Source organism: Mycobacterium tuberculosis H37Rv, from assembly GCF_000195955.2.
GTDB classification, from domain to species: Bacteria; Actinomycetota; Actinomycetes; order Mycobacteriales; family Mycobacteriaceae; genus Mycobacterium; species Mycobacterium tuberculosis.
In genome coordinates, this window is sequence record NC_000962.3 from 2,635,614 (window position 1) to 2,654,005 (window position 18,392).

The window sequence follows — 18,392 nt, forward strand, 5'->3', positions numbered from 1 at the left end:
GAAAGGATGGGGTCATGTCAGGTGGTTCATCGAGGAGGTACCCGCCGGAGCTGCGTGAGCGGGCGGTGCGGATGGTCGCAGAGATCCGCGGTCAGCACGATTCGGAGTGGGCAGCGATCAGTGAGGTCGCCCGTCTACTTGGTGTTGGCTGCGCGGAGACGGTGCGTAAGTGGGTGCGCCAGGCGCAGGTCGATGCCGGCGCACGGCCCGGGACCACGACCGAAGAATCCGCTGAGCTGAAGCGCTTGCGGCGGGACAACGCCGAATTGCGAAGGGCGAACGCGATTTTAAAGACCGCGTCGGCTTTCTTCGCGGCCGAGCTCGACCGGCCAGCACGCTAATTACCCGGTTCATCGCCGATCATCAGGGCCACCGCGAGGGCCCCGATGGTTTGCGGTGGGGTGTCGAGTCGATCTGCACACAGCTGACCGAGCTGGGTGTGCCGATCGCCCCATCGACCTACTACGACCACATCAACCGGGAGCCCAGCCGCCGCGAGCTGCGCGATGGCGAACTCAAGGAGCACATCAGCCGCGTCCACGCCGCCAACTACGGTGTTTACGGTGCCCGCAAAGTGTGGCTAACCCTGAACCGTGAGGGCATCGAGGTGGCCAGATGCACCGTCGAACGGCTGATGACCAAACTCGGCCTGTCCGGGACCACCCGCGGCAAAGCCCGCAGGACCACGATCGCTGATCCGGCCACAGCCCGTCCCGCCGATCTCGTCCAGCGCCGCTTCGGACCACCAGCACCTAACCGGCTGTGGGTAGCAGACCTCACCTATGTGTCGACCTGGGCAGGGTTCGCCTACGTGGCCTTTGTCACCGACGCCTACGCTCGCAGGATCCTGGGCTGGCGGGTCGCTTCCACGATGGCCACCTCCATGGTCCTCGACGCGATCGAGCAAGCCATCTGGACCCGCCAACAAGAAGGCGTACTCGACCTGAAAGACGTTATCCACCATACGGATAGGGGATCTCAGTACACATCGATCCGGTTCAGCGAGCGGCTCGCCGAGGCAGGCATCCAACCGTCGGTCGGAGCGGTCGGAAGCTCCTATGACAATGCACTAGCCGAGACGATCAACGGCCTATACAAGACCGAGCTGATCAAACCCGGCAAGCCCTGGCGGTCCATCGAGGATGTCGAGTTGGCCACCGCGCGCTGGGTCGACTGGTTCAACCATCGCCGCCTCTACCAGTACTGCGGCGACGTCCCGCCGGTCGAACTCGAGGCTGCCTACTACGCTCAACGCCAGAGACCAGCCGCCGGCTGAGGTCTCAGATCAGAGAGTCTCCGGACTCACCGGGGCGGTTCAACACCGAAAAATTCACCACTACCGCCCCTCCTCTAACAAATCATTCTCAACCGCACCCCCGCGCGTTACCCCAAACGACACGCGGACACCCGTCACCGAGACGTCCTACGTTGTCTGGGCGCCAAACCGGCTCGATCCCCGACTTGGCTCACGATTCGCGGCTCAGCATTAATAGAGCCCGTTGACCTGTGAGTTTGCTTGGTGACGGGTCGAAAATTGTGCACTTGATGCACTCAGGAGTACCTGGACGCCCGGACGGCCAACCGGGGCGCCGCCGAACCACGGTGGCGCGCCAGATGACTCAATTGACCCGAGTGCTGCTCCCGCTGTCCGTACCGCTCTTTCGTCACGTCCGCAACACTGGCCCTCGCCGTCGGCGATGGTCGCTGTGCCCACCTTAGCGCGACAACTCGGTTTCTGCAGGTCAACGCCCGCCTCCAATCCCGCACAGCCACGACCAACTCGGGAACAAAACCGCCGGTCAGGCAGCTGTCGCTGAGAGCCGGGCACATCGGGTGTCGCCCGGTACAGTGACACATGTGACCGTTGCGACCGTGCGATGTGCCCGACGCTCGATGCGCACCAATTCGAACCAACTCAGGTCTTACGCTGCCTGGACGCCGAACTAGCTCGATCCAGCGCCGACCCGCACCCCACTACCGGCATCTGAAGGTGAGCCAGAGACGCGTCGACCAGGAAGAACCGTGGCCGCACGGGTCACCCGGGCACACCCAACCGGGCCGTGGCAAGTGCCGACTACCTGAAGAATCCCGAAAGTCCTACACCCGCATTGAAAGCACCGGAGTTCTGGCTACCCGAATTTACCGCACCCGAACTGTCGTCACCCGAGTTGGAGATACCGGCGAGGTTGTTACCCGAGTTTGCAATTCCTGCATTGAAAGAGCCAATGTTTGCAAACCCGGAGTTGAAGCCAGGAAGCATGGCTGGGCCGGCGTTGGAGAAGCCCGAATTACCGTTGCCTGTGTTGAAGAACCCGGAGTTGCCGGTGCCCGAGGGGTCACTGTTCCCCCAACCCGAGTTGCCGGTACCGAGGTTCCCGAAGCCCGAGTTGGCACCTGCTTGGGTGAGCGCGCTGCCAAAACCGGTGTTGACGTTGCCGCCATTGAAACCACCGGTGTTGATATCTCCACCGTTAAAGAAACCGGTGTTGACGTTACCTGCGTTCGCGAAACCGGTGTTCGAGTCACCCGCATTGAAGAAGCCGGTGTTTCCAGCACCCGAATTTCCGAAGCCGGTGTTCTGAAAGCCCACGTTGAAGCTGCCCGAGTTTGAGTTCCCGCCGTCGAAGATACCGACGTTTCCGTTGCCGGCACTCCCGAAGCCCGTGTTTAAATTGCCTGCGTTCCAGAAACCGGTGTTGATATTTCCGGCGTTCCCGAAACCCGTGTTGCCGTCACCCGAGTTGAAGAAGCCGATGTTTCCATCACCCGAGTTGAAGAAGCCGATGTTGTTGTTGCCGGAGTTTCCGAAGCCGATGTTTCCAGTGCCTGAGTTCAGTCCGCCGATGCCGATCTGACCATCACCGGTGAGCCCGATACCGATATTGTTGTTGCCCGTGTTTCCGAAACCGAAATTCCCGCTGCCGGTGTTTCCGAACCCAAAGTTGAGGGTGCCATTATTCCCGCCGCCAAAGTTGAAGTCGCCGGTGTTCCCGCCGCCGAAATTGACATCACCGTTATTTCCGTTGGCGAGGTTGAGCGTGCCGAAGTTTCCGCTGCCCACATTGAGGCTGCCGATATTTCCGCTGCCGAAGTTTCCGCTGCCGAAGTTTCCGCTGCCAGGGTTGTAGTCACCCGTGTTTCCGCTGCCGGCATTGCCGGTACCGGTGTTTCCGCTGCCCCAGTTCAGGCTGCCGTAGTTCCCGCTGCCCAGGTTGGTGCCGCCGACATTGCCACTGCCCACGTTGGTACCGCCGATGTTGCCGCTGCCCAGGTTGAGGCTGCCGATGTTGCCGACACCCAAATTCAAGGTCAGCTCGGCGAGGCCTTGTGCAGCGCCTTGTGCAGCGGCCGCCGGTGCGTTAGCCGCACCGCCTAGCAAGCCCGACAAGCCCGGCACCGCCTGCTGCCATGGCGCCAACGCCGCCGCCGCCGCCGATGCCCCACCGTGATAACCCACCATCGCCGCCACATCGGCAGCCCACATCTGCTCATAGGTGGCCTCAGCAGCGGCAATCGCCGGCGCATTCTGCCCAAACACATTCGACAGCACCAACTGCACAAACGCACTGCGATTAGCCGCCACCACCACCGGATCCACCATGGCCGCCCGCGCCGCCTCAAACGCGCCGGCCACCGCCTTAGCCTGAACCGCAGCCCCCCCAGCCCGCGCCGCCGCAGCAGCCAACCACCCCGCATACGGCGCCGCCGCCACCACCATCGCCGCCGCCGCCGCACCCTGCCACGCCTGACCCGACCCACCCGCCAGACCCGAGGTCACCAACCCAAACGACTCCGCCGCCAACCCCAACTCAGCCGCCAACCCATCCCAGGCCGCCGCCGCCGCCAACATCGGCCCCGACCCCGCACCAAAAAACATCCGCCCCGAATTAATCTCCGGCGGCAACACCGAAAAATTCACCACTACCGCCCCTCCTCTAACAAATCATTCTCAACCGCACCCCCGCGCGTTACCCCAAACGACACGCGGACACCCGTCACCACGGCGCCGCCCACCCAGCGGCCACCACAGCTCACCGGGTCGTGCCCGGACCGGGGCTGCTAGCTGCCCTTGAGCCGCACCGCGAGATAGTCGGCCACGCTGCTCATCGCAACCCGGTCCTGCGTCATGGCGTCACGCTCCCGCACGGTGACGGCATTGTCCTGCAGCGAGTCGAAGTCAACCGTCACACAGAACGGGGTACCGACCTCGTCCTGGCGCCGGTAACGCCGCCCGATAGCGCCGGCATCATCGAAATCGATGTTCCAGCATTTCCGTAATTCGGCGCCCAGGTCCCGGGCCTTCGGGCTCAGGTCCGCGTGCCGGGACAGCGGCAACACCGCCGCCTTGACCGGCGCCAGCCGCGGGTCCAATCGCAGCACCGTGCGCTTATCCATCCCACCCTTGGTATTCGGGGCCTCGTCCTCGGTGTACGCGTCGATCAAAAACGCCATGAATGACCGGGTCAAGCCAGCTGCCGGCTCGATGACGTACGGCGTGTACCGAACATCGTTGATCTGGTCGTAGAAAGACAGGTCGACGCCGGAATGCCGCGCATGCGTCGATAGGTCAAAATCGGTTCGGTTGGCCACACCTTCCAGTTCACCCCATGGATTGCCCATGAAGCCGAACTTGTACTCGATGTCGACGGTGCGGTCGGAGTAATGTGACAACTTGTCTTTGGGGTGCTCCCACAACCGCAGGTTCTCCCGACGAATACCCAGGTCGATATACCACTGCAGCCGGTTGTCGATCCAGTACTGATGCCATTCCTTGGCAGTCGCCGGCTCGACGAAGAACTCCATCTCCATCTGCTCGAACTCGCGGGTCCGGAAGATGAAGTTGCCCGGAGTGATCTCGTTGCGAAAGCTCTTGCCGATCTGTCCGATACCGAATGGCGGCTTCTTACGAGCAGTTGTCACCACGTTGGCAAAGTTCACGAAGATGCCCTGCGCGGTTTCCGGGCGCAGATAGTGCAGCCCCTCCTCGGTCTCGATGGGTCCGAGGTAGGTCTTGAGCATCATGTTGAACTCGCGTGGCTGCGTCCACTGGCCGGGTTCGCCGGTTTCCGGGTCGCGAATGTCGGCCAACCCGTTAGGCGGCGGATGCCCGTGTTTGGCTTCGTAGGCCTCGATGAGATGGTCGGCCCGGTAGCGCTTATGTGTGATCAGCGACTCGACCAGCGGGTCATGAAAGACATCGACGTGACCGGAAGCCACCCACACCTCACGCGGCAGGATGATCGACGAATCGATTCCGACAACGTCGTCGCGGCCAGTCACCACCGATCGCCACCACTGGCGCTTGATGTTCTCTTTGAGCTCAACCCCTAGCGGACCATAGTCCCACGCCGACTTTGTGCCGCCGTAGATCTCGCCCGACGGATAGACGAAGCCTCGCCGTTTGGCTAGGTTGACCACGGTGTCGATGACGGGCGCCACGGGGTGGTGCACTCCCTTCGAGGGATCGGGCAGACGCGCGCAGCCCGACACGACTACGCGCAAAACATCAGTCATGGTAGCGATCGGGACCTGGGTCTCCTATTGCCTTTGACATGCATCATCATGCATGTGACAGTGGAGGTCAGTGGCAGGTCCTTCCTAATACGGCACTTCTCGAGGTGAAGACTCCAATATGGTGACGTCCCCCTCAACGCCGACCGCCGCCCACGAAGATGTGGGTGCCGACGAAGTAGGCGGTCACCAGCATCCCGCGGATAGGTTCGCCGAATGCCCCACGTTCCCCGCACCACCGCCGCGGGAGATCCTAGACGCTGCCGGCGAGCTGCTGCGTGCGCTGGCCGCACCGGTGCGGATCGCCATCGTGCTGCAATTGCGTGAATCTCAACGCTGCGTGCACGAACTGGTCGACGCACTGCACGTGCCCCAGCCGTTGGTCAGCCAACATCTGAAGATCCTCAAGGCGGCGGGCGTGGTCACCGGGGAGCGATCGGGCCGAGAAGTGCTGTACCGACTTGCTGACCACCACCTCGCGCACATTGTGCTCGACGCCGTCGCGCACGCCGGTGAGGACGCAATATGAGTGCAGCCGGTGTCCGCTCTACCCGCCAGCGGGCAGCCATCTCGACACTGTTAGAGACGCTCGACGACTTTCGTTCGGCCCAGGAACTGCACGACGAACTGCGCCGGCGCGGCGAGAACATCGGTCTGACCACCGTCTACCGCACACTGCAGTCGATGGCATCCTCCGGACTGGTGGACACACTGCACACCGACACCGGTGAATCGGTCTACCGCAGATGCTCGGAGCACCATCACCACCATCTGGTGTGCCGCAGCTGCGGTTCCACCATCGAAGTAGGTGACCACGAGGTGGAGGCGTGGGCGGCGGAGGTGGCCACCAAACATGGATTCTCTGACGTCAGCCACACCATCGAGATCTTCGGCACCTGCTCAGACTGCCGGAGCTAGGACACCACCGAGGTCGAGCGACCCCACACGCCGAACGTGCAACCATGGCGGCTCCGCCCGGCGTGTCGCCGCCACCAGGGCACGTTCGGCGCACAGCGAGCACACTCCTAGCCAACGAGCGCGCTGCGGATCGTGGCGCCCGTCTCCAGCACCAAAAGGATCAACGTGCGCAACGCGTCGTCGGTCAAACCGGTGCCGGGAAAGTTGTATCGCAGCATCACGTCCGCGGTGTTGGACGCGGGCCGACCAGAGCTTCGCCGCGCAGCCTTCTCGCTGACCTTTTCCCGCAGGCTCACCGAGCCGAAGTTGATGTCGCGTGCCTGCTTGGCCACTTGCTCGGCGAGCCTCTTGGTCAACGGCAGATCCCACGCCAGGATCTGGGTAAGGGACACCAGCTCGAGGTCCTCAGCGATGCTCACTACCCGCAACGAGGCAAACGTACCGTCATGGCGAACCGTCAGCGCGCCGTCGGGTTCCTCCTCGGCAGGAAGGACATCGCGCAGTATCGATGCCAGCCGGTCCGGTAGGGATGGCACTAGGCGCTCCCGAACCGCCGAGTGCGCGACGCGTATTCCTCGCAGGCCGCCCACAAGTCGCGGCGGTCATAGTCGGGCCAGAGCTTGTCCTGGAATATGTATTCAGCGTAGGCCGCCTGCCACAGCATGAAGTTGCTGGAGCGCTGCTCACCCGAGGTCCGCAGGAAGAGGTCAACGTCGGGAATGTCGGGTCGCTGCAGGTGGCGGGCGATCGTGGATTCGGTGATCCGCTCCGGGTTGAGCCTGCCCGCGGCGACCTCACGAGCGATTTCGCGGGTGGCTTCGGTGATTTCGGTGCGTCCGCCGTAGTTGACGCAATAGTTGATGGTGATGACGTCGTTGCTTTTGGTCATCTCCTCCGCGACCGCCAACTCATTGATGACGCTACGCCACAGCCGTGGTCGTGAACCCACCCACCGGATCCGGACCCCTAGCTTCTTTAGGGTGTCTCGGCGCCGTCGCACCACGTCGCGGTTGAAGCCCATCAGGAAGCGGACTTCCTCGGGCGAACGCTTCCAGTTCTCCGTGGAGAAGGCGTAGAGGCTGAGCCACTTGATCCCAAGTTCGATAGCACCGCAAGCGATGTCGATCACCACCGCCTCGCCCATCTTGTGACCTTCGGTGCGGGCCAGCCCACGTTGGGTGGCCCAGCGGCCATTGCCGTCCATGACAATGGCGACATGGTTGGGCAGCCGGTCGGCCGGTATTCGTGGCGCGGCCGCTTTCGAAGTGTGCTGCGGTGGCCGGCAGGGGCCTCCGTAGGGCGCTGCCGGCAACTCCGGGAAGACGACGGGCCACGTCGACGTATCAGGAAAGGTCGGGTAGTCGTCGGGGGCCGGAGGCAGCTGCGGGAAGTTGCTGGACGTCCGCTTCCGTGCATCCCTAGCCACCGGCTATATCCTGCCCGATCAGCGCGGCGCGACGTTCGGCAACCGATCGATCGGCCTGGTAGAACCGCTCCACCAGCGGCAACGTTTTCAGCTGCCGTTCCAGATGCCATTGCAGGTGTGCGGCCACCAACCCGCTGACATGGCTGCGGGCCGATTGCGGCGCCGCCTCGGCGGCCTCCCAATCGCCGTCGTACAGCGCGGACATCAGGTCTACGACGCCCAGCGGCGGTGTGGTCGAGCCGGCCGGACGGCAGTGTGCGCAGACACTGCCCCCGGTCGCGATGTGAAACGCCCGATGCGGACCAGGCGTGGCGCAGCGGGCGCACTCGGTCAACGCTGGTGCCCAGCCGGCGATGCCCATGGCGCGCAGCAGATAGGCGTCCAACAACAGGTCCCGAGGCCGCTGTCCATCGGCCACCGCCCGCAGCGCGCCCACCGTGAGCCGGTGCAGAGCCGGAGCGGGCGCCCGCTCCTCACCGGCCAGGCGTTCGGCGGTTTCCAGTATCGCGCATCCGCAGGTGTAGCGGCCGTAATCGGCGACGATGTCGGTGGCGAACGCGTCGACAGAGACAACCTGGGTGACGATGTCGAGGTTGCGGCCAGGGTGCAGTTGCACCTCGATATGCGCGAACGGCTCCAGGCGCGCGCCGAATTTGCTGCGGGTGCGTCGAACACCTTTGGCCACCGCGCGGACCAACCCGTGATCGCGGGTCAGCAGGGTGACGATCCGGTCGGCTTCGCCGAGCTTGTGCTGGCGCAGCACAACAGCCCGGTCCCGATACAGCCGCATCACAATAGTTTTGCACCCCGCCACGACATCGCGGGTATCCGCGCCGATAGTCTCGTACCCCGTGGTTGGCGCTTCTGGGTCGGATGCTGGAGCCATTTCCGGCTCTGGCAACCAGCGCCTGCCCACCCTGACCGACCTGCTCTACCAGCTGGCCACCCGCGCAGTGACGTCCGAAGAGTTGGTGCGACGTTCCCTGCGCGCGATCGATGTGAGCCAGCCCACATTGAACGCCTTCCGGGTAGTGCTCACCGAATCCGCGCTGGCCGACGCGGCGGCCGCCGATAAGCGGCGGGCGGCCGGCGACACGGCGCCGCTGCTGGGCATTCCGATCGCGGTCAAGGACGACGTCGACGTTGCTGGAGTGCCAACCGCCTTCGGCACCCAGGGCTATGTCGCGCCTGCTACCGACGACTGTGAGGTCGTCCGGCGCCTCAAGGCGGCCGGAGCGGTGATCGTCGGCAAGACGAATACTTGTGAATTGGGCCAGTGGCCGTTCACCAGCGGACCCGGGTTCGGACACACCCGCAACCCCTGGTCGCGCCGGCACACGCCGGGTGGATCCTCGGGCGGTAGCGCGGCGGCGGTGGCCGCCGGCCTGGTTACCGCCGCTATCGGCTCCGACGGCGCCGGCAGCATCCGCATCCCCGCAGCATGGACACACCTAGTGGGCATCAAGCCACAACGCGGTCGGATCTCCACCTGGCCGCTGCCGGAGGCGTTCAACGGCGTCACGGTCAACGGCGTACTGGCCCGCACTGTGGAGGATGCGGCGCTGGTGCTGGACGCCGCGTCCGGCAACGTCGAGGGCGACCGCCACCAGCCACCCCCGGTGACGGTGTCCGATTTCGTCGGCATCGCCCCTGGACCGCTGAAGATTGCCTTGTCAACCCACTTCCCGTACACCGGCTTTCGGGCCAAGTTGCATCCTGAGATCTTGGCCGCGACCCAGAGGGTGGGCGACCAGCTCGAGCTGCTCGGCCATACGGTGGTGAAAGGCAATCCGGACTACGGCCTACGGTTGTCGTGGAACTTTCTTGCCCGGTCCACCGCGGGCCTCTGGGAATGGGCGGAGCGGCTAGGCGACGAGGTGACCCTGGATCGTCGCACCGTATCCAACCTGCGCATGGGGCACGTGCTGTCGCAGGCGATTCTGCGCAGCGCGCGCCGCCACGAAGCCGCCGACCAGCGTCGGGTCGGCTCGATCTTCGACATCGTCGACGTGGTGCTGGCACCGACCACAGCACAACCACCGCCAATGGCGCGCGCGTTTGACCGGTTGGGCAGCTTCGGCACCGATCGCGCCATCATCGCCGCGTGCCCGTCGACCTGGCCGTGGAACCTGCTGGGCTGGCCGTCGATCAATGTGCCGGCGGGGTTCACCTCCGACGGTTTGCCGATCGGTGTGCAACTGATGGGACCGGCCAACAGCGAGGGCATGCTGATCTCGCTGGCCGCCGAGTTGGAAGCCGTCAGTGGCTGGGCGACCAAGCAGCCGCAGGTGTGGTGGACGAGCTAAAACCCCAGTCGGCCAAGCTGTTTGGGGTCGCGCTGCCAGTTCTTGGCGACCTTGACCCGCAAGTCGAGATAGACCTTGGTGCCCAGCAGGTTTTCGATCTGGCTACGGGCCGCGGTACCCACCTCCCGCAGCCGGGCACCACCCTTGCCGATGACGATGCCCTTCTGACTATCTCGCTCGACGTACAGCGCGGCGTGTACGTCGATCAGGTCGTCACGCCCCTCACGTGGACTGACCTCGTCAATCACCACCGCCAGCGAATGGGGCAGCTCATCGCGCACGCCCTGAAGGGCCGCCTCGCGGATGAGCTCGGCCATCAGAACCTCCTCGGGTTCGTCAGTCAACTCACCGTCGGGGTAATACGCGGGGCCGGCCGGCAATGCCGCGGCCAGTACGTCGATCAACAGGTCTACCCGGTCGCCGGTCATCGCCGAAACCGGGACAATCTCGGCCGCATTCGTGACGAGTTCGCTGACCGCTACCAGCTGGGCGACCACTTTTTCTTTCGGCACCTTGTCAATCTTGGTGACGATGACCACCAGTGTCGTATTGGCAGGGCCGGTCGAACGAAGCTGCTCGACAATCCACCGGTCTCCCGGACCGATCGCCTCGTCGGCGGGGATGCATAGCCCGATGACGTCGACCGCCGCGTAGGTTTCGCGGACCAAGTCGTTGAGCCGCTTGCCCAGCAGAGTGCGCGGCCGGTGCAGACCGGGAGTGTCGACGAGGATGATCTGGAAGTCGTCGCTATGCACGATCCCACGAATGGCGTGCCTGGTGGTCTGCGGGCGCGTCGACGTGATTGCCACTTTCGCCCCGACCAGCGCATTGGTCAGCGTGGACTTGCCGGTGTTCGGCCGGCCGACCAAACACACAAAGCCAGAATGGAATTCGGTCATGCCGGTTTCCTCGCCGAACGTGAACACAGGGAGACTTTTCCCGCTTTTTTCCGCCGTGAATGCACGTTCGGCGTCATAGCGGGTTACCTGCCCGATCGGTGACGATGATCGCAGCGGTCGGGGCGAGTTCGCGGACGGCGGCAATGCCCGGATCGTCAACGGACCCGGCCACCAAGACGGCGGCCTGAAGACCGGTCGCCCCACTGGACACGGCCGCGGCCACCGCCGCCTGCAGACCGGTCAGCTCGAGCGCCGACAGGGCCACCGGCGCCGCCGCGTACGTGCGGCCGTCGACATCGCGGACCGCCGCGCCGGCACCGGCCTCGGCACGTGCCATCGCCGCCCGTGCCAACACAACCAGCTTTGCGTCCTCGGCATCTAGCTGCTCAGCCAGGGTGATCGGCCTCCTCATCATCGGCGCCGTCGGGTTCGGCCGGACTCAGCAACACGGTGCCGATTCGTACCCGTCCCCGATGATCGGTGCCACCCTCGGCATGCAGCCGCAGGCCATGCGATATCACCTCAGCGCCGGGCAGCGGCACCCGGCCCAGTTCTAGGGCCAGCAGCCCGCCCACCGTGTCGACGTCAAGGTCGTCGTCGAACTCCACGCCGTACAGCTCGCCGACGTCTTCGATGGGCAGGCGCGCCGATACCCGGAAACGCTTGTCGCCCAAGTCTTCCACCGGCGCCGTCTCGGCCTGGTCGTACTCGTCGGCAATCTCGCCGACGATCTCCTCCAGCACGTCTTCGATGCTGACGAGGCCGGCTATCGCGCCGTACTCGTCGACCAGCAGGGCCATGTGGTTACGGTCGCGCTGCATTTCCCGCAGCAATGCGTCCAGCGGCTTGGAGTCCGGCACGAACACAGCTGGCCGCATCACCCGCGCGACGGTCGTTTCGCGGCCGCCGTTCGTCGAGCAGAACGTCTGCTCGACAAGGTCTTTCAGGTACACCACGCCGACGATGTCGTCGACGTTCTCGCCGATCACCGGGATTCGGGAATGTCCGCTGCGTACCGCCAGGGTCATTGCTTGACCGGCTGTCTTGTCGCTTTCGATCCAGATCATCTCGGTGCGCGGCACCATCACCTCGCGGGCTGGGGTGTCACCCAGCTCGAAGACCGACTCGATCATCCGGCGCTCGTCGGCAGCAACCACGCCCCGCTGCTGGGCTAGGTCGACAACTTCGCGCAGCTCGATCTCGGATGCAAACGGCCCGTTGCGAAAGCCGCGCCCGGGGGTCAGTGCGTTGCCCAGCAACACCAGCAAGCGGCTGATCGGCATCAACAACCACGAGATCAGCCGCAGCGGAAGGGCCGTGGCCAACGAGATGGAATATGCGTTCTGGCGCCCAAGGGTGCGTGGCCCCACTCCCACGACGACAAAGCTGGCCAAAACCATGATGCCCGCGGCAAGATACAACCCCCACACCATGCTGAAGTGGTATCGGATGAAAACCACCAGCAGCGCGGTCGCGGTGATCTCACAGCTGGTCCGCAGCAACACGACCAGGTTGACGTACCGCGGCCGGTCGGCCATCACCTTACGCAGCGACCCCGCGCCCGGCCGCTGGTCGCGTACTAGCTCATCCACCCGGGCCGGAGACACGGTGCTGATGGCGGCGTCAATCGCGGCGAACAACCCACCCAAACCGATCAATACGATCGAGCCGAGCAGCTGGTAGTACCCGGTCAAAGGTCAAAATACCTTGACTTGTCGAGCAACCGGCGGTCCTTCTCGTCCTGCCGGTCGTGCTGGTAGGCCTCAACCTGGTCGGCTACCCACTCTTCAAGCAACCGGTCCTGCAGGGCGAACATCTCTTTTTCCTCGTCTGGCTCGGCGTGGTCATAGCCGAGCAGGTGAAGCACACCGTGGATGGTCAGCAGGGCCAATTCGTGGCCCAGGCTGTGGCCGGCCGCAGCCGCCTGCTCAGCGGCGAATTCCGGGCACAGCACGATATCGCCCAGCATGGACGGTCCCGGTTCGGGGGCGTCGGGGCGACCACCCGGCTCGAGCTCGTCCATCGGGAAGCTCATCACGTCGGTCGGCCCGGGAAGATCCATCCAGCGCATGTGTAGGTCGGCCATCGCCGCGGTGTCCAGCAGCAGCATCGACAATTCGGCGCACGGATTGACGTCCATCTTGGCGATGACAAACCGTGCGACACTGACTAGTTCCGCTTCCGAGACGTCGATGCCTGACTCGTTGGCTACCTCGATGCTCATAAGATGCTCACGCACCCATCATCGGCGACCGCGGGCGCCGGACGCCCGCCGAGCCGCCCGATTCAGCCCCGACCCGGGCTCCTCGTACCGCGCATAAGCGTCCACGATCTCCGAGACCAGACGGTGGCGTACCACATCCACGCTGGTCAGCTCCGCGATATGGATGTCGTCGATGTCTTCGAGGATGTCGACCGCCGCCCGCAGACCCGACCGGGCGCCGCCCGGCAGGTCGATCTGGGTGACATCTCCGGTGACCACGACCTTGGATCCGAAGCCCAGGCGGGTGAGGAACATCTTCATCTGCTCGGCCGTGGTGTTCTGCGCCTCGTCCAGGACGATGAACGCGTCATTCAGGGTTCTACCCCGCATGTACGCCAGCGGTGCCACCTCGATGACTCCAGCGGACATCAGCTTCGGGATCAGCTCGGGGTCCATCATGTCGTACAGCGCGTCATAGAGCGGTCGTAGGTACGGATCGATCTTTTCGCTCAGCGTGCCCGGCAGAAATCCAAGGCGTTCACCGGCTTCCACCGCGGGTCGGGTCAAGATTATGCGGGTCACCTGCTTGGTCTGCAGCGCGTGGACCGCTTTGGCCATCGCAAGATAGGTCTTTCCGGTGCCGGCCGGGCCGATTCCGAAGACGATGGTGTTGGCGTCGATCGCGTCCACGTAGCGTTTCTGGTTGAGCGTCTTGGGCCGGATCGTCTTCCCCCGACGCGACAAAATGTCTAGAGTGAGCACTTCGGCCGGTGACTCGTTGCCTGTGCCGACCAGCATGGCAACGCTGTGGCGCACTACCTCTGGGGTCAGCGACTGGCCGCTGGCCACGATCGCAATCAGTTCGGAGATCACCCGTTCGGCTAGCGCGACATCCGCCGGCTCACCGCAGAGGGTCACCGCGTTGCCGCGCACGTGCAGGTCGGCACTCAGCGTGCGTTCGAGGGCACGCAGATTTTCGTCGGCCGAACCGAGTAAGCCCACGACGAGGTCAGGCGGAACGTCGATGCTGCTGCGAACTTGAGCGTCGGCTTGCCGGGCTCCAGCCGCGTCAGCAGCGCGGGTCTCGCGGGACGTCACCTGGCTTCTGATGCCTGCTTTCTGGCCTATCGACTGGAACCTGTCGAACTGACGAGTGTTGAAGTTTCATTCTAACGCCGGTCAGGGACGGCGTCGGAGCACAACGCACAACGCCGAGCCCGTGCGCGCTCACCTTTATCCGCGATGAGGCCTGTCTGTGTCCGCCCGTTCGATGCCGACGAACGGCAGCCACTCTCGGGCCTGCCAGCTGTGCCTGCCGGTGCGCGGCAACATCCCGACCGTGCCCATGCCGGTCCGCCAAGCCGACGATCACCGCTCAAGCTGGGCCAGCCGTGAGCGTCGGCGCCCCAATGATTCGGGTGGCGGGCTAGTAATCCCTTCGACGGGGGTTTCCACGGGGTCGCTGGTCTGACTGCCGCGCCATTGGAGGGCGCTGATGGCCACGGCGACCTGGATGATCGTGTGGTCGAGGGGTCGGGGTAGGAGTCGTTGGGCGGTTTCGAGTCGGCGTAGCAGGGTGTTGCGGTGGGTGTGTAGTACGTGCGCGGCGCGGGAGGCGTTGCATTGTTCGTTGATGTAGGTCAATACGGTGGTGAGCAGTTGAGGGCTGGCCGATTCGAGGTCCCCGAGGGTGCTGGTGATGAAATCGGCTGCGCTGTCCGGGTTTTCGGTGAGTACCGCGATCATGTGGATGTCGGCGAAGAAAGCCAGGCGCTGTTGGGATCGAAGCCGGGCCAGCATGCGTTGGGTGGCCAGGGCGTCGCGGTGGCTGCGCCGAAACCCGTCGATTCCTCGTGCGGTGGTCCCGACCGCGATGCGGGCATGTGGTGCGTGGTCGAGCACCTGGTGGATTCGGTCGGTGTCGAGGGTTGCCGCGTCGCTGACCCATACCCAGCGGGTGGCCGCGCTGGCGACCGCGATCAGGGGCTGTGGGCATCCCAGTGCGCGGCCGAACGCGCGTGCGGTGTGGTCGAGGTGGTTTTGGTTGTCGTCGGGATCGTCATACCAGATGATGGCGGCGGTGTGGGATCGGTCTAGGGGGTAGCCCAGTTTGGCTTCGGCGCTTTGGCGGCTGATGGGGGCGCCGTCGAGGATCAGTTCGACGATGCGGCGGTGTTCGGCGTGGACGTCGCGGGTCAGTTCGTCGTATTCGAGCTGCATTTGTGCGGCCAGGCCGGCCAGGGTGGCGTCGATGAATTCGGAGGCCGAGCGAAACGGCAGGGTGAGCAGTTCGTGCAGTTCTTGGGGGTCGGTGGTGAGTCCGAACGCGATTTCGGTCCATCGTTGCCAGGCGACGTTTTGTCCGACGCGGTAGACGTCCAGCGCTGAGGCGTCTAGTCCGCGGCGCACCAGGTCGCGGGCCATGCGTAGCGGGTCGGGGCCGAGGTTTGCCGGTACGGGTTGGCCGGGTTTGCGCAGGTTGGCGGTGGCGAAGTGGATCAGGTGGGAGCGGTTGGCGCGGCTGACCACTGTTGCTAGGGCGGGGTCGGCGGCGATGGATGGGTGGGCGGCGAGGGTGGCGCGGTCGAGTTCGTCGAGCCATTCCGGGGTGGGGTGCAGGGCGACTTTTGCTGCTTGGCGGATGAGTTCACGTCCGCGCGGTGTGGGTTTGGGCAATACCACGAGATGAGACTAGTTGCCTAGGTGCGTTGTGCACCACGTTCTGGGGAATGTTGGTGAGGTTTACTCCTTCAGCCGTGGTGGACGTTTAGCCGGTGTGGCGCGTTCGGGATTATTGGGATGAACGGTTACCCACCGCGGCGGCAGCGGGCCGTGCGCCTGCCGAGTCGTCGACATTTAGCGTTCAGGAGGTCTCGATGTCGTTGGTCAGCGTGGCCCCGGAGTTGGTGGTGACGGCGGTACCGGATGTGGCGCGCATCGGGTCGTCGATCGGTGCGCCCGACACCGCGGCGGCGGCGAGACCGACCACCAGCGTGCTGGCCGCCGGCGCCGATGAGGTGTCGGCGGACGTCGTGGCGCTCTTTGGCTGGGTCGCCCGTTGATGGTGATGGGGCCGCTGGGGCGCCCGAGACCGGGCAACGGCGGGGCCGGCGGCTCGGGTGCGCCCGGCCAAGCCGGCGAGTGGGATTCTGACGACCGGCTACCGGCGTGTCACGTCGCAGTATTCACAGTCGCTCGCTGATGCATCCCAACGAGATGTGAGCACACCGACAGCACCCAATGCCACCGCGGCCGCGGTCGATGTCCGCAGCACCGTCGGGCCCAGCCGGACCGCGACGGCGCCGGCATCGGTCAGCGCGGCAAGCTCGTCCGGTGCGATCCCACCCTCGGGTCCAACCACGAGCATCAACGAACCAGCTTGCGCCGCAGCGATATCCACAATCCGCTCGGTCGCCTCCTCGTGCAGGACCAGCACCGCCGCGCCGGCGGCCACCTCTTCTCGGACACGCTGTACAAGCATTGGCGTCGACAACACGCCGTCGACCGGCGGGATGCGCGCCCGACGAGATTGCCGGGCCGCCGAGCGGACCACCGCTCGCCACCGACGCAAACCCTTGTCGACACGCGCCCCGTCCCAGTTCGCCACGCAGCGCGCCGCCTGCCATGCCAGGAACGCGTCGGCTCCGGCTTCGGTGGCCAGCTCGATTGCCAATTCGGAGCGTTCGGATTTGGGCAGCGCCTGCACCACGGTCACCGGTGGCCGCACGGGCGGGACGCTCCAGCGCCTAAGCACCCGGGCCCGCAGCCCGCCACGTCCGGCCTGCTCCACCACACAGCGGGCCAGGCGACCGACACCGTCACCAAGCACCAACTGCTCGCCGGGACGGATCCGCCGCACGGTGGCGGCGTGAAATCCTTCGTCGCCGTCTACGACCGCCACCGCACCGGTGTCGGGCAGTGTGTCGACGTAAAACAGCATCGCCACCATGTGCGGGCCGTGATTAGCGCCCGGTGAAGGTCTCGCGCAACCGGCTGAACAGTCCGCCGGCGGCGGCGTGGGTCGAACGGACCTCGGCCACCTCGCGGTCGCGGCGACCCTTCAGCTCGCGCAGCAGTTCGATGTCCTGGTGATCCAGCCGGGTCGGGACCACCACCTCCACGTGAACGTGCAGGTCGCCACGCGTGTTGGAACGCAGGTGCGGCATTCCTCGACCGCGCAGCGTGATCACCGAACCTGGCTGCGTGCCGGGTGGAATGGTGATCTCGCTCAGGCCGTCCAGGATGGCGTCCACCGTGACCGTAACACCCAGCGCCGCGTCGACCATGGGCACCGAAACCGTGCAATGCAGATGGTCACCTTCGCGGACAAAGACGTCGTGCGCCTGCTCATGGACCTCGACGTAGAGGTCACCCGCCGGCCCTCCCCCGGGCCCGACCTCGCCCTGAGCGGCGAGCCGAACTCGCATCCCGTCGCCGACACCGGCCGGGATCTTGACGCTGATCTCCCGACGGGCCCGGATCCGGCCATCGCCCATGCATTGCTGGCACGGGTCGGGGATAACCACCCCGACGCCGCGGCAGGTGGGACACGGCCGCGACGTCAACATCTGACCCAACAGCGATCGCTGCACGGTCTGCACCTCCCCGCGGCCACCGCAGGTGTCGCAGGGTATCGGAACCGAATCGCCGTTGGTGCCCTTGCCCTGGCACCGGTCGCACAACACCGCGGTATCGACGGTGACCTGCTTGGTGACACCTGTTGCGCACTCTTCGAGATCCAGCCGCATTCGTAGCAGCGAGTCCGAACCCGGCCGGACCCGGCCGATCGGCCCTCGGGACGCCGCGCCCCCACCGAAACCCCCGCCAAAGAACGCCTCGAACACGTCGCCGAGGCCGCCGAAGCCACCGAACCCATTGCCGCCCGCAGCGGCGCTCTCCAGCGGATCCCCGCCCAGGTCGACGATGCGACGTTTGTCCGGGTCACTGAGCACCTCGTAGGCGACGCTGATTTCTTTGAATTTCGCCTGCGCAGCCTCGTCCGGGTTGACGTCGGGATGCAGCTCGCGCGCCAGCTTGCGGTAGGCGCGTTTGATGTCCGCGTCGCTGGCGTTCTTGCTCACGCCGAGCAGCCCGTAATAATCGCGTGCCACGCTTGATTCTCCTATGCC

17 protein-coding genes and 3 other annotated features (1 of these 20 only partly in view) are annotated in these 18,392 nt (G+C 65.0%); of the genes, 4 read left to right on the forward strand and 13 right to left on the reverse strand.

Annotated elements, in window-relative coordinates:
* Positions 1–1,318 (forward strand) — a mobile genetic element (IS6110-8, len: 1355 nt. Insertion sequence IS6110 element that appears to have inserted in 5'-end of MTCY98.031c but is not flanked by expected 3 bp direct repeats of target sequence.); it begins 37 nt to the left of the window's first position.
* Positions 15–1,276 (forward strand) — a sequence feature (similar to insertion sequence element IS986/IS6110 transposase; Probable IS6110 transposase. Identical to many other M. tuberculosis IS6110 transposase subunits. The transposase described here may be made by a frame shifting mechanism during translation, the sequence UUUUAAAG maybe responsible for such a frameshifting event (see McAdam et al., 1990).). (Overlaps the previous feature by 1,262 nt.)
* Positions 1,291–1,318, reverse strand: a repeat region (28 bp Inverted repeat, TGAACCGCCCCGGTGAGTCCGGAGACTC,at the right end of IS6110). Its footprint lies within the feature at positions 1–1,318.
* Before the next feature lie 2,741 nt (positions 1,319–4,059).
* Positions 4,060–5,451, reverse strand: a complete 1,392-nt coding sequence (gene glyS, locus Rv2357c) for a glycine--tRNA ligase (RefSeq protein NP_216873.1) — start codon at positions 5,449–5,451, stop codon at positions 4,060–4,062.
* Between the two features lie 181 nt (positions 5,452–5,632).
* On the opposite strand from glyS, the gene smtB reads away from it, so the two are divergent.
* A complete protein-coding gene (gene smtB, locus Rv2358; protein ID NP_216874.1) occupies positions 5,633–6,040 on the forward strand; it encodes an HTH-type transcriptional regulator SmtB in 408 nt (135 codons plus the stop codon).
* Positions 6,037–6,429, forward strand: a complete 393-nt coding sequence (zur, locus tag Rv2359) for a zinc uptake regulation protein (protein ID NP_216875.1) — start codon at positions 6,037–6,039, stop codon at positions 6,427–6,429. Before smtB ends, zur begins: the two co-directional genes overlap by 4 nt.
* A gap of 107 nt (positions 6,430–6,536) precedes the next feature.
* On the opposite strand, the gene Rv2360c is transcribed toward zur, so the two are convergent.
* Genes Rv2360c through recO form a run of 3 tightly spaced genes read right to left on the reverse strand, consistent with a single transcriptional unit; the run spans position 6,537 to position 8,645 of the window.
* On the reverse strand, positions 6,537–6,965 hold the full coding sequence (locus Rv2360c) for a hypothetical protein (protein NP_216876.1): 429 nt from the start codon (positions 6,963–6,965) through the stop codon (positions 6,537–6,539).
* Entirely contained in the window at positions 6,965–7,855 is an 891-nt protein-coding gene (locus Rv2361c) for a decaprenyl diphosphate synthase (RefSeq protein NP_216877.1), read from the reverse strand. Before Rv2361c ends, Rv2360c begins: the two co-directional genes overlap by 1 nt.
* Positions 7,848–8,645: a DNA repair protein RecO gene (gene recO / locus Rv2362c; RefSeq protein NP_216878.1), complete on the reverse strand. Its 798-nt coding sequence runs from the start codon at positions 8,643–8,645 to the stop codon at positions 7,848–7,850. The genes Rv2361c and recO overlap by 8 nt, the downstream gene beginning before the upstream one ends.
* Before the next feature lie 61 nt (positions 8,646–8,706).
* On the opposite strand from recO, the gene amiA2 reads away from it, so the two are divergent.
* A complete protein-coding gene (amiA2, locus tag Rv2363) occupies positions 8,707–10,161 on the forward strand; it encodes an amidase (RefSeq protein NP_216879.1) in 1,455 nt (484 codons plus the stop codon).
* Here the strand turns inward: amiA2 and era are convergent.
* The 7 genes from era to Rv2370c form a co-directional block, all read right to left on the reverse strand.
* Complete coding sequence (gene era / locus Rv2364c; RefSeq protein ID YP_177873.1) at positions 10,158–11,060, reverse strand: GTPase Era; 903 nt, start codon at positions 11,058–11,060, stop codon at positions 10,158–10,160. The two genes, amiA2 and era, sit on opposite strands and share 4 nt — an antisense overlap.
* Positions 11,061–11,133: 73 nt before the next feature.
* Positions 11,134–11,475 carry a hypothetical protein gene (locus tag Rv2365c; protein NP_216881.1) on the reverse strand — a complete coding sequence of 114 codons (342 nt, stop codon included), beginning with the start codon at positions 11,473–11,475 and terminating at the stop codon, positions 11,134–11,136.
* The gene (locus tag Rv2366c; protein ID NP_216882.1) at positions 11,447–12,754 is read right to left on the reverse strand and encodes a transmembrane protein; all 1,308 of its coding nucleotides are present in this window, start codon (positions 12,752–12,754) and stop codon (positions 11,447–11,449) included. Before Rv2366c ends, Rv2365c begins: the two co-directional genes overlap by 29 nt.
* Positions 12,751–13,299, reverse strand: coding sequence for an endoribonuclease (locus Rv2367c; RefSeq protein ID NP_216883.1), 549 nt, complete (start codon positions 13,297–13,299; stop codon positions 12,751–12,753). The genes Rv2366c and Rv2367c overlap by 4 nt, the downstream gene beginning before the upstream one ends.
* A gap of 3 nt (positions 13,300–13,302) precedes the next feature.
* Positions 13,303–14,361, reverse strand: coding sequence for a phosphate starvation-inducible protein PhoH (gene phoH1 / locus Rv2368c; protein ID YP_177874.1), 1,059 nt, complete (start codon positions 14,359–14,361; stop codon positions 13,303–13,305).
* Positions 14,333–14,635 (reverse strand): hypothetical protein, encoded by a 303-nt coding sequence (locus Rv2369c; protein ID NP_216885.1) that lies wholly within the window; start codon positions 14,633–14,635, stop codon positions 14,333–14,335. Before Rv2369c ends, phoH1 begins: the two co-directional genes overlap by 29 nt.
* Positions 14,632–15,945 (reverse strand): hypothetical protein, encoded by a 1,314-nt coding sequence (locus Rv2370c; protein NP_216886.1) that lies wholly within the window; start codon positions 15,943–15,945, stop codon positions 14,632–14,634. Before Rv2370c ends, Rv2369c begins: the two co-directional genes overlap by 4 nt.
* A gap of 194 nt (positions 15,946–16,139) precedes the next feature.
* On the opposite strand from Rv2370c, the gene PE_PGRS40 reads away from it, so the two are divergent.
* Positions 16,140–16,325: a PE-PGRS family protein PE_PGRS40 gene (gene PE_PGRS40 / locus Rv2371; protein YP_177875.1), complete on the forward strand. Its 186-nt coding sequence runs from the start codon at positions 16,140–16,142 to the stop codon at positions 16,323–16,325.
* 98 nt (positions 16,326–16,423) lie between these two features.
* On the opposite strand, the gene Rv2372c is transcribed toward PE_PGRS40, so the two are convergent.
* Positions 16,424–17,212: an rRNA small subunit methyltransferase E gene (locus Rv2372c; protein ID NP_216888.1), complete on the reverse strand. Its 789-nt coding sequence runs from the start codon at positions 17,210–17,212 to the stop codon at positions 16,424–16,426.
* Between the two features lie 13 nt (positions 17,213–17,225).
* A complete protein-coding gene (gene dnaJ2 / locus Rv2373c) occupies positions 17,226–18,374 on the reverse strand; it encodes a chaperone protein DnaJ (protein NP_216889.1) in 1,149 nt (382 codons plus the stop codon).
* Between the last annotated feature and the right edge of the window lie 18 nt (positions 18,375–18,392).

Coding starts and splice junctions, on each gene's coding strand:
- smtB (NP_216874.1), top strand. CDS start 5,633: ATGGTGACGTCCCCCTCAACGCCGACCGCCGCCCACGAAGATGTGGGT.
- PE_PGRS40 (YP_177875.1), top strand. CDS start 16,140: ATGTCGTTGGTCAGCGTGGCCCCGGAGTTGGTGGTGACGGCGGTACCG.
- era (YP_177873.1), bottom strand. CDS start 11,060: ATGACCGAATTCCATTCTGGCTTTGTGTGTTTGGTCGGCCGGCCGAAC.
- recO (NP_216878.1), bottom strand. CDS start 8,645: ATGCGGCTGTATCGGGACCGGGCTGTTGTGCTGCGCCAGCACAAGCTC.
- Rv2365c (NP_216881.1), bottom strand. CDS start 11,475: ATGATGAGGAGGCCGATCACCCTGGCTGAGCAGCTAGATGCCGAGGAC.
- zur (NP_216875.1), top strand. CDS start 6,037: ATGAGTGCAGCCGGTGTCCGCTCTACCCGCCAGCGGGCAGCCATCTCG.
- Rv2372c (NP_216888.1), bottom strand. CDS start 17,212: ATGGTGGCGATGCTGTTTTACGTCGACACACTGCCCGACACCGGTGCG.